Annotated in this window: 12 protein-coding genes; 10 read left to right on the top strand and 2 right to left on the bottom strand. The window is 57.2% G+C overall.

Features of this window, described 5'->3' with window-relative positions:
• Positions 1–194 precede the first annotated feature (194 nt).
• The 5 genes from EDF81_RS00570 to astE are packed head-to-tail and all read left to right on the top strand — an operon-like array spanning position 195 to position 6,227.
• Positions 195–1,415 carry an aspartate aminotransferase family protein gene (locus EDF81_RS00570; RefSeq protein WP_123345290.1) on the top strand — a complete coding sequence of 407 codons (1,221 nt, stop codon included), beginning with the start codon at positions 195–197 and terminating at the stop codon, positions 1,413–1,415.
• Positions 1,412–2,446: an arginine N-succinyltransferase gene (gene astA / locus EDF81_RS00575; protein WP_123345292.1), complete on the top strand. Its 1,035-nt coding sequence runs from the start codon at positions 1,412–1,414 to the stop codon at positions 2,444–2,446. Before EDF81_RS00570 ends, astA begins: the two co-directional genes overlap by 4 nt.
• The gene (gene astD / locus EDF81_RS00580; protein WP_123345294.1) at positions 2,443–3,921 is read left to right on the top strand and encodes a succinylglutamate-semialdehyde dehydrogenase; all 1,479 of its coding nucleotides are present in this window, start codon (positions 2,443–2,445) and stop codon (positions 3,919–3,921) included. The genes astA and astD overlap by 4 nt, the downstream gene beginning before the upstream one ends.
• Positions 3,918–5,243, top strand: a complete 1,326-nt coding sequence (astB, locus tag EDF81_RS00585; protein ID WP_123345296.1) for an N-succinylarginine dihydrolase — start codon at positions 3,918–3,920, stop codon at positions 5,241–5,243. Before astD ends, astB begins: the two co-directional genes overlap by 4 nt.
• Before the next feature lie 9 nt (positions 5,244–5,252).
• On the top strand, positions 5,253–6,227 hold the full coding sequence (astE, locus tag EDF81_RS00590) for a succinylglutamate desuccinylase (protein ID WP_123345298.1): 975 nt from the start codon (positions 5,253–5,255) through the stop codon (positions 6,225–6,227).
• A 29-nt stretch (positions 6,228–6,256) separates the two neighbouring features.
• Here the strand turns inward: astE and EDF81_RS00595 are convergent, their stop codons facing one another.
• Complete coding sequence (locus EDF81_RS00595) at positions 6,257–7,915, bottom strand: methyl-accepting chemotaxis citrate transducer (protein ID WP_123345300.1); 1,659 nt, start codon at positions 7,913–7,915, stop codon at positions 6,257–6,259.
• A 508-nt stretch (positions 7,916–8,423) separates the two neighbouring features.
• On the opposite strand from EDF81_RS00595, the gene spy reads away from it, so the two are divergent.
• Positions 8,424–8,906: an ATP-independent periplasmic protein-refolding chaperone Spy gene (gene spy, locus EDF81_RS00600; protein WP_123345302.1), complete on the top strand. Its 483-nt coding sequence runs from the start codon at positions 8,424–8,426 to the stop codon at positions 8,904–8,906.
• 300 nt (positions 8,907–9,206) lie between these two features.
• Positions 9,207–9,764 carry an environmental stress-induced protein Ves gene (gene ves, locus EDF81_RS00605; RefSeq protein ID WP_123345303.1) on the top strand — a complete coding sequence of 186 codons (558 nt, stop codon included), beginning with the start codon at positions 9,207–9,209 and terminating at the stop codon, positions 9,762–9,764.
• Positions 9,765–9,805: 41 nt separating this feature from the next.
• On the opposite strand, the gene nadE is transcribed toward ves, so the two are convergent.
• Positions 9,806–10,633, bottom strand: a complete 828-nt coding sequence (gene nadE, locus EDF81_RS00610) for an ammonia-dependent NAD(+) synthetase (protein ID WP_123345305.1) — start codon at positions 10,631–10,633, stop codon at positions 9,806–9,808.
• A 239-nt stretch (positions 10,634–10,872) separates the two neighbouring features.
• Between nadE and osmE the strand changes: the two genes are divergently transcribed.
• The 3 genes from osmE to chbC all read left to right on the top strand — a co-directional run bounded on the left by osmE (position 10,873) and on the right by chbC (position 13,268).
• Entirely contained in the window at positions 10,873–11,214 is a 342-nt protein-coding gene (gene osmE, locus EDF81_RS00615; RefSeq protein WP_123345307.1) for an osmotically-inducible lipoprotein OsmE, read from the top strand.
• Between the two features lie 152 nt (positions 11,215–11,366).
• Positions 11,367–11,816 (top strand): PTS sugar transporter subunit IIB, encoded by a 450-nt coding sequence (locus EDF81_RS00620; protein WP_260232627.1) that lies wholly within the window; start codon positions 11,367–11,369, stop codon positions 11,814–11,816.
• A 93-nt stretch (positions 11,817–11,909) separates the two neighbouring features.
• The gene (gene chbC / locus EDF81_RS00625; RefSeq protein WP_123345310.1) at positions 11,910–13,268 is read left to right on the top strand and encodes a PTS N,N'-diacetylchitobiose transporter subunit IIC; all 1,359 of its coding nucleotides are present in this window, start codon (positions 11,910–11,912) and stop codon (positions 13,266–13,268) included.
• The last annotated feature ends 9 nt before the right edge of the window (positions 13,269–13,277 follow it).

Here is a 13,277-nt window from a genome sequence, read left to right on the forward strand (position 1 = left end):
CGTTGATAATAATATTCACTTTTTATGCAATTAAAGTGAATAGCGATAGGGTTTAACCCGTTGATTTTCCGTTCCTCACCTCTCGTTATGCACTTTTTTCGCTGGCTGGCACGAACTGTGCAATCTACATTTACAGCGAAACAATCACTTTAATTAACATTTAATCAACCTTTTGTTTACCGGAAGAGGTGCCTATGTCCCAGCCTGTGGTTCGTAAAAATTTCGATGAATGGATGATGCCCGTCTACGCGCCAGCACCTTTTATTCCGGTTCGCGGGGAAGGTTCCCGCCTGTGGGATCAGCAGGGCAAGGAGTATATCGATTTTGCCGGGGGGATCGCGGTGAACGCCCTGGGACATGCCCATCCGGGGCTATGTCGTATTCTTGGCGAGCAGGCATCCCGCTTCTGGCATACCGGCAACGGCTATACCAATGAACCGGCGCTGCGGCTGGCGAAGCAGTTGATTGACGCCACCTTTGCCGAACGGGTGTTTTTCTGTAACTCCGGGGCTGAAGCCAATGAGGCGGCGCTGAAGCTGGCGCGTAAATATGCCCATGACCACGTCGGGCCGCAGAAAAGCGGCATTGTTGCCTTTCGCAACGCCTTCCACGGTCGGACGCTCTTTACCGTCAGCGCGGGCGGTCAGCCTGCGTATTCGCAGGACTTTGCGCCGCTGCCGCCGGATATTCGTCACGCGGTCTTTAACGATCTGGACTCTGCCCGCGAGCTGATCAATGACGACACCTGTGCGGTGATTGTCGAGCCGATGCAGGGTGAAGGCGGCGTTGTTCCGGCGGATCCTGCCTTTCTGAAGGGGCTGCGCGAGCTGTGCGATCGCCACCAGGCCCTGCTGATTTTCGATGAGGTGCAGACCGGCGTCGGCCGCACCGGGGAGCTGTATGCCTATATGCACTACGGAGTGGTGCCGGATGTGCTCTCTACCGCTAAAGCGCTGGGCGGTGGTTTCCCCATCGGGGCGCTGCTGACGACGGAAAAATGCGCCAGCGTAATGACCGTGGGCACCCACGGCACCACCTACGGCGGCAATCCGCTGGCCTGCGCGGTGGCGGGGGAAGTGCTGAGCACCATCAATACTCCTGCGATGCTGGACGGCGTTAAGCAGCGGCACCAGTGGTTTATTGAGCAGCTGGAGGCCATCAATGTGCGCTGCGGCCTGTTTAAAACTCTGCGCGGTATGGGTCTGCTGATTGGCTGCGAACTGAACGCGGCGTATGCCGGGAAGGCCAAACAGATAAGCCAGCTGGCGGCGGAAGAAGGGGCGATGGTTCTGATTGCCGGGACCAGCGTGGTGCGCTTTGCGCCGGCGCTGAATATCAGCCAGCAGGAGGTCAGCGAAGGGCTGGCGCGCTTCGCCCGGGCCTGTGAACGTTTCCTTGAGGGTGAAACATCATGATGGTGATCCGTCCGGTGGCACGAGACGATCTCGACGGACTCCTGGCGCTGGCCGGAAAAACCGGCGGCGGGCTGACCTCGCTTCCGGCTGACCGGGAGACGCTCTCTGCCCGCATCGAGCGTGCTCTGCAAACCTGGCAGGGCACCCTTGAGAAAAGCGAGCAGGGCTATGTCTTTGTGCTGGAAGAGACCGACAGCGGCAGCGTGGTGGGGATTTGTGCCGTCGAAGTGGCCGTTGGCCTGAACGATCCCTGGTACAACTACCGCGTCGGCACCCTGGTCCATGCGTCGAAAGAGTTGAATGTTTACAACGCACTGCCTACGCTTTTTCTGAGTAACGATCACACGGGCAGCAGTGAACTCTGCACCCTGTTTCTCGATCCGGACTGGCGCAAGGAGGGCAACGGTTATCTGCTGTCAAAATCGCGCTTTCTCTTTATGGCCGCTTTTCGCGACCGCTTTAATGAAAAAGTGGTGGCGGAGATGCGCGGCGTTATCGACGAGCACGGTTATTCGCCGTTCTGGGAGAGTCTGGGCAACCGCTTCTTCTCAATGGAATTTTCCCGGGCGGACTATCTGTGTGGCACGGGACAAAAGGCCTTTATTGCCGAGCTGATGCCGAAGCATCCGATCTACACCGACTTTTTGTCGGAGGAGGCCCGCGCAGTCATCGGTGAGGTCCATCCGCAGACCGCGCCCGCGCGGGCGGTGCTGGAGAAAGAGGGATTTCGTTACTGTAACTACGTCGATATTTTCGACGGCGGCCCGACGCTGGAGTGCGACATCGACCGCGTTCGCGCCATTCGCAAAAGCCGGCTGGTGGAGACGGCGGAAGGCCAGCCCGCTCCCGGTGAATGGCCGACCTGTCTGGTGGCCAATGAGCGGTATCAGGAATTTCGCGCCATGCTGATACAGGCCGATCCGCAGGCCACACGTCTGGTGCTGACGGCAGCACAGCTGGATGCATTGAAATGTCACGCTGGCGACCCGGTACGTCTGGTGCGCCTGTGCCCCGAGGAGAAAAAAGTATGACGCTATGGATTAACGGCGACTGGGTAACTGGCCAGGGCGCTGAGATAAGCAAAACGAACCCGGTGGGCGGCGATACTCTGTGGCAGGGCAGAGCCGCGAGCGGTGAGCAGGTAGCGCTGGCGGGCCACGCAGCCCGTGGGGCTTTTAAGGACTGGGCGCGTCGGCCTTTTACCGTACGTCAGGCGATTGTGGAGAAGTTCGCCGCGCTGCTGGGCCGCGATAAAGAGACGCTGACGGATATTATCGCCCGTGAAACCGGCAAGCCGCGCTGGGAAGCGGCCACCGAAGTGGCGGCGATGATCAATAAGGTGACCATTTCGGTACGTTCCTATCATAGCCGCACCGGCGAGCAGAGTAATGATATGCCAGACGGCACAGCGACCCTCCGCCACCGGCCCCACGGCGTGCTGGCGGTCTTTGGCCCCTATAATTTTCCTGGCCACCTGCCGAACGGTCATATCGTTCCGGCGCTGCTGGCCGGAAACACGGTTCTGTTTAAACCCAGCGAACTGACGCCCTGGAGCGGCGAAGCCGTGGTCAGATTGTGGGAAGAGGCGGGGCTGCCGCCCGGCGTGCTTAATCTGCTCCAGGGCGGGCGGGAAACCGGTCAGGCCCTGAGTGAGCTGGCGGAAATCGACGGTCTGCTGTTTACCGGGAGCTCCGCGACCGGCTATCAGCTGCATCGCCAGCTTGGCGGCCAGCCGGAGAAAATTTTGGCCCTGGAGATGGGCGGCAACAACCCGCTGATCGTCGATGAGCCGCAGGATATCGATGCCGCGGTCCATCTTACCATTCAGTCTGCTTTTATTACCGCCGGTCAGCGCTGCACCTGCGCCCGTCGCCTGCTGGTTAAACGCGGCGAAAAAGGCGATGCTTTCCTGGCTCGACTGCGGGAGATTTCTGCTCGTCTGCTGCCCGACGAGTGGGACGCAGAGCCTCAGCCTTTCCTCGGGGGATTGATATCTGAACCGGCTGCACAGCGGGTGGTTAATGCCTGGCGTCGCTACGTTGAGGCCGGTGGAACGACGTTGCTTGAGCCAAAACTGTTGCGGGCAGGGACGTCACTCTTAACGCCGGGGATCGTTGAGTTTCCCGCTGGCGTCACCGTTGCCGATGAAGAGGTCTTCGGGCCGCTGCTGGGCGTCTGGCGCTATGACGATTTCGATGATGCCATCCGCCAGGCTAACGCCACCCGCTACGGATTGGCCTGCGGGCTCATCTCCGCCGAGCGGGAAAAGTTCGACCAGCTTCTGCTGGAGGCCCGGGCCGGGATCGTCAACTGGAATAAACCGTTGACCGGTGCCGCCAGCACCGCGCCTTTTGGCGGGGTAGGCGCGTCCGGCAACCATCGTCCCGGCGCCTGGTATGCCGCCGACTACTGTGCCTGGCCGATGGCGAGCCTTGAAACGCCGTCTCTGACTCTGCCGGTGACGCTCAGTCCCGGACTCGATTTTCGCCATGAGGAACCATCATGAGCGCCCGCGAAGTGAATTTTGACGGGCTGGTGGGGCTGACGCACCATTATGCCGGGCTCTCCTTTGGTAACGAGGCCTCCACCCGCCATCGTTTTCAGGTCTCCAGCCCGAAAACGGCGGCGAAGCAGGGGTTATTGAAAATGAAAGCCCTGGCCGACGCCGGTTTTCTGCAGGCGGTGATCCCGCCTCTGGAACGGCCTAATATCGCGGCGCTTCGCCAGCTGGGATTTGACGGCAGTGACGAACAGGTGCTGGCGAAAGCCGCCGCCCAGGCTCCGGAGCTGCTCTCGGCGGTCAGTTCGGCCTCGTCCATGTGGGTGGCAAACGCCGCCACCGTTTGCCCGTCTGCCGATGCCCTGGACGGCAAGGTACATTTCACCGTTGCTAACCTGAATAACAAGTTCCACCGTCATCTTGAGGCCCCGGAAACGGAAGCGCTGCTGCGGGCGATTTTTGCCGACCGCGACTATTTTAGCGTCCACTCCGCGCTACCGCAGGTGGCGATGTTCGGCGATGAAGGGGCGGCAAACCACAATCGCCTGGGCGGGGAGTATGGTCAGCCAGGCGTCCAGCTGTTTATTTACGGTCGGGAAGAGGGCGGGCCGCAGCGTCCGGCGCGCTATCCGGCCCGCCAGACCCTTGAAGCCAGCCGCGCGGTGGCGCGGCTGAATCAGGTCAATCCGCACCAGCTTGTCTTTGCCCAGCAAAACCCGGCGGTGATTGACCAGGGTGTTTTTCACAATGATGTTATTGCGGTCAGTAACCGTCAGGTGCTCTTCTGCCACGAAGAGGCCTTTGTCGGACAGCCTGCGCTGCTGGAGACGCTGGCGGAACGGGTGCCAGGCTTTATGCCAATCGTGGTACCGACGCGGGCAGTATCGGTGGAAGAGGCGGTCAGAACCTACCTCTTTAACAGCCAGCTATTAAGCAAAGCCGACGGCAGTATGATGCTGGTTCTGCCTCAGGAGGCGGAAGAGCATGCGGGCGTGCGGGGCTATCTTGATGAGCTCCTGGCGGCGGACAATCCCATTAATGAACTGCGGGTTTTTGACCTGCGCGAAAGTATGGCTAACGGCGGGGGACCGGCCTGCCTGCGTCTGCGGGTGGTGCTTAACGACGCCGAGCAGCGGGCGCTTAATCCGGCGCTAATGATGAACGATCAACTCTTTAATACGCTCAATAACTGGGTGGAACGCTACTACCGGGATCGGCTGACCCAGGCCGACCTGGCCGATCCCCGGCTGCTGCATGAAGGGCGTGAAGCGCTGGATACATTAACGCAAATACTCAGGCTGGGGTCGGTTTACCCTTTTCAGCGTTAAGGAGTCACCGTGGAAAACTTTTTGGCTCTGACGCTGACCGGCGTCGCACCGCATCCTCTATCCGGTGAGACGGCGCAGTTTCACTGGCAGTGGCTCGAAGAAGGGGTGCTGCTGCTCATCCCGCATCAGCCTGCGGAGGGATCGCTGGTCCTCTCCGCTGCCGTACACGGGAATGAAACGGCCCCGGTAGAGATGGTCGACAGGCTGCTGTCGGCGCTCTTCGCCGGTACCCAGCCCCTGCATCTGCGGCTGCTGGTGATCTTCGGTAATCCGCTGGCGATGCGGGCCGGAAAGCGTCATTTACAGCACGATATGAATCGCATGTTCGGCGAGCGCTGGCAGCAGTATCCGCCCTGCGAAGAGACGGCCCGTGCGGCCCGGCTGGAGGCGCACGTCGGGCATTTTTTTGCACCGGAAAGCGATGGCCCGCGCTGGCATCTGGATCTGCATACGGCGATCCGTGGCTCACTCCATCCACGCTTTGGCGTACTGCCTGCGCGACAGTCGCCCTGGGATGAAGGCTTCCTGAACTGGCTCGGCAGCGCGGGCCTGGAGGCGCTGGTGTTCCATCAGAGTCCCGGCGGGACCTTTAGTCATTTTAGCGCTGAACGCTTCTCGGCGCTGTCCTGCACGCTCGAGCTGGGTAAAGCCCTGCCGTTTGGTCACAACGATCTGCATCAGTTTGCCACCACTCAGCTGGCGCTGGCCGCGCTGCTGGCGGGGGAAATGGAACGTCGCGCAGTGACCGCGCCGATCCGTTATCGGGTGGTGCAACAGCTGACGCGATCGAGCGAGGATTTTCGCCTGCATATGTCCGATGACACCCTCAACTTCACCCCGTTTTGTGCCGGTACGCTGCTGGCGGAAGAGGGGGAACGTCGCTGGGTGGTCGAGAAAGCGTGGGAGTTTGTGCTGTTCCCGAATCCGAATGTGGCGGTGGGACTGCGGGCAGGATTGATGCTGGAGAAGTGGCAGGAGGAATAACCCCCCGACCGAAGTCGGGGGGAAGGTCATCAGAAGGTTTCCCAGTTGCCGTCGCTGCTGCTGCCAGCAGAGGCGGCGGCAGGACGCAGTAGCGGCTGCGACTTCGCACGTGTTTCGCTGACGGACGCGCTTGCCTGGCCGCCTTTAAGGCGGAAGACCGCCACGGCCTGGCGCAGCTGGCTGGCCTGCTCTTCCAGGGCCACCGCAGCGGCGGCGGACTCCTGAACCAGAGAGGCGTTCTGCTGGGTTACGCTATCCATCTGCGATACCGCCAGGCTGACCTGTTCAATCCCGCGGCTCTGCTCATCGGACGCGGAGGCGATCTCGCCCATGATATCGGTGACTCGGGTGACGGCAGACACAATCTCTTTCATGGTATCGCCCGCTTCGGCCACCTGATGTGAACCGGTGCTGACGCGGCTGACCGAGTTCTCGATCAGGCCTTTGATCTCTTTCGCTGCCTGGGCAGAGCGGCTGGCGAGGGTACGAACCTCACCGGCAACGACCGCAAATCCACGACCCTGTTCACCGGCACGGGCGGCTTCTACCGCGGCGTTCAGCGCCAGAATGTTGGTCTGGAAGGCGATACCGTCGATCACGCTCAGGATATGGGCGATCTGCTTCGAGCTGTCGGCAATATCATCCATCGTGCGAATCACGTTGCTCACCACCTCGCCGCCACGGGCTGCGGTATCGGAGGCGGTTTTCGCCAGCTGTGCGGCCTGGCGCGCGTTGTCGGTGTTCTGTTTCACCGTCGCGGTCAGCTCTTCCATACTGGCGGCCGTCTCTTCCAGAGACGCAGCCTGCTGCTCGGTACGGGCGGAGAGGTCGTTGTTACCGGCGGAGATTTCACCGGCACCGGTATAAATAGAATCCGTTGAGTTATGTACCGCACGCACGGTATTGATCAGCGACTGCTGCATCTCATGCAGGCCTGAGGCAAGCTGGCTCATCTCATTGCGGCCGCTGGACGGAATTGCGTGAGTCAGATCGCCCCCGGCAATCACCCGGATATGCTGCATGACGCTGTGCAACGGCTTCAGCAGCAGATGCTGCAGGCCCAGCCAGATAAAGACAATGGCGGCGATCACCACCAGCAGAATAATCCCCAGCGTCCACTGCATCCCGGCAAAGCTACTCTGGTTTTCGTCTGCGGCTTCCTGCAGGAAGCGGTTATTCTCAACGCGCCACTGATTAAAGGTGGCTTCCATCTCGTCCTGCGCCTTCTGCGCGTCGAGATTGCCGTAGGCTTCATAGTTGCCGCTCTGCAGGTACTGAATCGAATTCTTCAGCACGTCATGCATCTGGGTGTAGTCGCCTTCCATCTTCGCGGCCAGATTTTTATCCTGCCCGTCCAGCTTCGGGATGGCCTGGTAAGTGGCAAAACTTTTCTCTGCGTTGCCAAGCGATGCGGTTGCAGCCGCAATCAGACCGCCGATATCCGCAGGGCTGCGCTGGTTCTTCAGATAGCGAATCGCCACGCGCGTCACGGTTACGCGAGTTTTAACCAGCGTATTCACGCTGTCGCTCAGGTTCTCCTGCTGAGCATTCAGCAGACCAGAGCGTTGAAAATTAAGACGATCGTTGCTGACCGTTGAGTAAAAAAGGCCCCCTGTAACCAATTGCAAAACACAAAAAACCATCAGTACGATAATAATGCCTGTTAAAACGCGCATATTTTTGAGCATGACTCTTTGTCCACCAGTGTGCGGGATGTGCAGATAGATTATCGACGTGGCGGAGGGGAACTTTATGATCATTCTCGTAACATTTGACACTTTTTTTTAAACGCTTAACCTGCCCCGGGCCGCGCCCGGTGGGGGCTGACGCCTGCAGGCGCGTTGTCGTAGTGAAGCGTGAATTTCACATAGAGGCCGGGGAAATAACATTTTCTGCGCCCTGTGTTTTTTACAGATTATTCTGCATTGACCTGATGACTAATTTTACTGCCTGCGTTATCATTCTCCATAATTTCTCGATTTATCATCCTGTTGTTTATTTTTGTTTCCCCTCTCCACTATTTATCCTTATTTCCCTCACAATTGCCGATAAAGTGTTTTTTATACTTTCACTGTTTTACCGTTGCTCTGATTTATTGACGCTGGCGAGCGTAAAGTTAATCTCGTCAACACGGCAATGTGCCGAAGCAATAATGCGTCTGCAACGGCAGGCTGAACTGAAAGTAAGGATTATAATATGCGTAAATTAACTGCACTGTTTGTTGCCTCTACCCTGGCGCTGGGCGCTGCCAATCTGGCCCACGCCGCCGATACCACTGCTGCACCGGCAGAAGGTAAGCCGATGATGCACCATAAAGGCAAACCCGGCCCGCATCACGAGATGATGTTTAAAGATCTGAATCTGACCGACGCCCAGAAACAGCAGATTCGCGAGATCATGAAAGGCCAGCGCGACCAGATGAAGCGTCCGCCGGTGGAAGAACGCCGGGCGATGCACGACCTGATCGCCAGCGACACCTTCGATAAGGCGAAGGCCCAGGCGCAAATCGACAAGATGGATGCCCAGCGTAAAGCACAAATGCTGGCGCATATGGAAACCCAGAACAAGGTCTACAACATCCTGACCCCGGAACAGAAAAAGCAGTTTAATGCCAATTTTGAGAAGCGTCTGACAGAACGTCCGGCGCCGGAAGGTAAAATGCCTGCACCTGCTGAGTAATTCAGCCCCCTCATAAGACCGCCGGTCCTGCCCACAAACGCCTCCCCCGGCGTGGGCAGGATCGGCGGTTTTTTCTTTATAAATCTCTTGCTTACGCCATCCAGCAGGTTATTCTCCTGTAACCCTTTTCTGGGATTAATCACAGCACCAGCAGAATTATTTCCGTTTTGTGACGAGGCGAGCCTAAGGCAAATCCCTGCCGCTGCCGATAACGCACCTGAGCGGAATTGATGATAACAATAATTTTTGCTGTCGCCTTTGCGACGGCATCAGGGTGTGTTGCGCCCTTCAGGAGTGATGATGGAATTCTTTGACCTTCGCAAAATGCCGGTCAATCTCTGGCGTAATGGTGCCGGCGAGTCGCGTGAGATCTGCTGTTTCCCACCGGCAGCCAGAGAATTCAGCTGGCGTGCGAGTATTGCTTCTATTGCCGGTAACGGCGAGTTTTCGAGTCTTCCCGGCGTCGATCGGGTGATCACGCTGCTGGAAGGGGGCGAGGTGCTGCTTGACGGGGGCAAGGCCTTTCGTCACACCCTGAAACGGCATCAGCCGTTCAGCTTTGCGGGCGAAGAGCCGGTAAAGGCAAAGCTGACCGAAGGACGGATGTCGATGGATTTGAATATTATTACCCGGCGCGACCACTGTCGGGCGAAAGTGCGGGTCGCGGATCGCACCTTTACTACTTTTGGCTCGCGTGGCGGCGTCGTTTTCGTGCTGAGCGGTGCCTGGCAACTGGGCGATAAGCTGCTGACGGCCGATCAGGGTGCCAGCTGGCAGGAGGGGCAACATACCCTGCGCCTGTTAAAGGAAGAGGGCCGTCTGTTGTTCAGTGAAATTAACTGGCAGCCGGGGTACTGAGCGACGTCCCGGAAGCAGGCGTTCCGGGACGGTGTGACGGATTAGCGTTTCCAGAAATCGTCAAATATGGTGATGGGCGGACGACGCTTATGCTCGGTTTTCTGATACCAGTTCTCAATAATGCCTGCAATGGTGCTATCGAGCTTTTTACCTTCCAGATAGTCGTCGATATTGTCGTAGGTCACGCCCAGCGCGGCTTCATCCGGCAGAGAAGGGCGGTCGTCTTCCAGATCCGCGGTCGGGGCTTTCTTATACAGATGCTCCGGGCAGCCGAGCTGAGCCAGGAGCTGTTTGCCCTGGCGCTTATTCAGCCGGAAGATCGGATTGATATCGGTTCCGCCGTCGCCGTATTTGGTGAAGAAGCCGGTCACCGCCTCCGCGCCGTGGTCTGTCCCTACCACCACGCCTTTGGTCATTCCGGCAATGCTGTACTGGGCTTTCATCCGCTCGCGGGCTTTTTCATTGCCGCGCACAAAGTCACTCAGCTCGATGCCCGCGTCGCGCAGGGCTTTCTCGCTGGCCAGCACCGCCTCTTTGATATTCACCGTTAACACACGGTCGGGCTGGATAAACCCAATCGCGTCCTGGCAATCCTGCTCGTCAGCCTGTACGCCATAGGGCAGCCGGACGGCAATAAACTGTAGCTGAGTGTTGCCGGTTTCTGCCCGCAGTTCATTGATTGCCTGCTGGCACAGTTTACCGGTCAGGGTGGAATCCTGCCCGCCGCTAATTCCCAGCACCAGCGCGTTTAAAAAAGGGTGGGCCTGCAGATAAGCTTTCAGGAAATCCACGCTGCGGCGGATCTCCTCTTCTGCGTTTATTTGCGGCCTGACGCCGAGTGCCTCGATAATCTCTTTTTGCAGAGCCATTTCACTTCTCCATCTGCTGAATCGTTAGCGTTTAGCAACCTGAACAATAGCGTAAAGCTACCTCTTTGACGGTAAAACGACAAGGTTCACCGGCCTGAACGCTGTAATTTGCGCCACTTTCGCGATATTCCCGTCCCGATGAAGAATTTTCCGAAAGATCTGCCGTTTCGCTGCCCGGGTTGCAAAATATTGTTATCTATTCCAGGCTTATTACACGCTGATAAACAAGAGGACGGAATATGAATAAGAACGTAGCAGGAATTCTGGGTGCAGCGGCGGTAATGGCGATGCTGGCAGGCTGTACGGCGTATGATCGTACTAAAGATCAGTTTTCTCAGCCTGTTGTAAAAGACGTTAAAAAGGGGATGACCCGGGCTCAGGTTGAGCAGCTGGCGGGCAAACCTTCATCGGAAGTCAGCATGATCCACGCCCGTGGTACCTGCCAGACCTACATCCTGGGTCAACGCGAAGGTAAAACAGAAACCTACTTCGTCGCGCTGGACGATACCGGTCGGGTGATCAACTCTGGCTACCAGACCTGTGCAGAATACGATACGGATCCGCAGGCACCAAAACAGTAATAACCCTTTGATTTTGCCTGAGCATAGAGAAAACCGGCCAACTGGCCGGTTTTTTATTGTCGGTGCAATTCTTATTTATCTTCGCGAATTATTTAAGAGAAATGTGAACGGAATCATAAGCGGAGGTCAATGAGAGACAATTTCTGTCCGACGTGAATTATTCCCTGTTGCTGCAACCCCGTATACTCAGTTTCAACGCAGCACGCCACGACATTTCGGTGGCTGACGTGATGGAACCCTCTCCGCTGGCCGGTGACCCGATGCAATCTGAGGAAGCGTATATGGAAAAGAAACGTATTTATCTGTTCTGTTCTGCCGGAATGTCCACCTCCTTGCTGGTCAGCAAAATGCGGGCTCAGGCAGAGAAGTATGAGGTTCCGGTATTGATCGAGGCCTTCTCTGAAACCTTCGCTGCGGAAAAGGGGCCGGAAGCCGACGTTATTCTGCTGGGGCCGCAAATCGCTTATTTATTGCCCGATATCCAGCGTCTGCTGCCGGATAAAACCGTCGAGGTGATTGATTCCGCGCTGTACGGCAAGGTTGATGGTTTAGGGGTTCTGAAAGCGGCGGTTGCTGCTATTAAAAAGCAGGCTGCGCACTAACTTTATTTTTTTATTTCGTTATTTTCCCGTCAAAGAGCAATTTCACATACATCCACCGCAATACGTTATTGCGGTTTTTTAAGGGTATTTTCTATGAGCACAGTTATTGCTTCGCTTGAAAAGGTACTCCTTCCTTTTGCCGTTAAAATAGGAAAGCAGCCGCACGTTAATGCGATTAAAAATGGCTTTATTAAATTAATGCCGTTGACCCTCGCGGGGGCGATGTTTGTTTTAATCAATAACGTGTTTTTAAGTTTTGGTGAAGGCTCATTTTTCTTCTCATTAGGTGTCAGGTTAGATCCCTCGACCATTGAAACCCTGAATGGGTTTAAGGCCATCGGCGGCAATGTGTATAACGGTACACTGGGTATTATGTCGCTGATGGCACCATTTTTTATCGGAATGGCGCTGGCCGAGGAGCGCAAAGTCGATCCGCTTGCCGCGGGTTTACTGGCGGTTGCCGCCTTTATGACCGTCACGCCTTACAGCGTGGGTGACGCCTACGCGGTCGGGGCCAACTGGCTCGGCGGGGCCAATATTATCTCCGGGATCCTGATAGGCCTGGCGGTAGCGGAAATGTTTGCCTTTGTTATCCGCCGCAACTGGGTGATTACCCTGCCGGACAGCGTCCCCGCCTCGGTATCGCGTTCGTTTTCCGCGCTGATCCCCGGCTTTATCATTCTGTCGGTGATGGGGATTATCGCCTGGGCGCTGGCACACTACGGCACCAACTTCCACCAGATCATTATGGACAGCATCTCGACGCCGCTGGCGGCAATGGGCAGCGTGGTGGGCTGGGCATACGTTATCTTTACCTCGCTTCTGTGGTTCTTTGGCGTGCACGGCTCGCTGGCACTGGCGGCGCTGGACAGCGGGATTATGACCCCCTGGGCGCTGGAAAATGTGGCGACCTACCAGCAGTACGGCTCGGTTGACGCCGCCCTGGCTGCCGGTAAAACGTTCCATCTGTGGGCCAAGCCGATGCTGGATTCCTATGTCTTCCTCGGCGGCACCGGTGCGACTCTGGGCCTGATTCTGGCTATCTTTATCGCCTCACGTCGTGCGGATCATCGCCAGATTGCCCGACTGGCGCTGCCGTCAGGTATCTTCCAGATTAACGAACCGATTCTGTTTGGTCTGCCAATCATCATGAACCCGGTGATGTTTATCCCCTTTGTACTGATACAGCCGCTGCTGGCCGCCATCACCGTGACGGCGTATTACCTTGGCATTATTCCGCCGGTGACCAATATCGCCCCCTGGACAATGCCGACCGGGCTGGGCGCCTTCTTTAATACCAACGGCAGTATCGCAGCCCTGTTGCTGGCCCTGTTTAACCTCGGCGTTGCGACCCTGGTCTACCTGCCGTTTGTGGTGATATCCAATAAGGCCCAGAGCAAAATCGAGCAGGAAGAGAGCGAAGAAGATATCGCGAATGCCCTGAAATTCTGAAGATAAGGA

This window comes from Enterobacter sp. BIGb0383 (genome assembly GCF_003751845.1).
Lineage (GTDB): Bacteria > Pseudomonadota > Gammaproteobacteria > Enterobacterales > Enterobacteriaceae > BIGb0383.

Bases quoted from the DNA above. Each gene is read 5' to 3' on its own strand.
- EDF81_RS00570 (WP_123345290.1), top strand. From the start codon at position 195: ATGTCCCAGCCTGTGGTTCGTAAAAATTTCGATGAATGGATGATGCCC.
- astA (WP_123345292.1), top strand. From the start codon at position 1,412: ATGATGGTGATCCGTCCGGTGGCACGAGACGATCTCGACGGACTCCTG.
- astD (WP_123345294.1), top strand. From the start codon at position 2,443: ATGACGCTATGGATTAACGGCGACTGGGTAACTGGCCAGGGCGCTGAG.
- astB (WP_123345296.1), top strand. From the start codon at position 3,918: ATGAGCGCCCGCGAAGTGAATTTTGACGGGCTGGTGGGGCTGACGCAC.
- EDF81_RS00595 (WP_123345300.1), bottom strand. From the start codon at position 7,915: ATGCTCAAAAATATGCGCGTTTTAACAGGCATTATTATCGTACTGATG.
- spy (WP_123345302.1), top strand. From the start codon at position 8,424: ATGCGTAAATTAACTGCACTGTTTGTTGCCTCTACCCTGGCGCTGGGC.
- ves (WP_123345303.1), top strand. From the start codon at position 9,207: ATGGAATTCTTTGACCTTCGCAAAATGCCGGTCAATCTCTGGCGTAAT.
- nadE (WP_123345305.1), bottom strand. From the start codon at position 10,633: ATGGCTCTGCAAAAAGAGATTATCGAGGCACTCGGCGTCAGGCCGCAA.
- osmE (WP_123345307.1), top strand. From the start codon at position 10,873: ATGAATAAGAACGTAGCAGGAATTCTGGGTGCAGCGGCGGTAATGGCG.
- chbC (WP_123345310.1), top strand. From the start codon at position 11,910: ATGAGCACAGTTATTGCTTCGCTTGAAAAGGTACTCCTTCCTTTTGCC.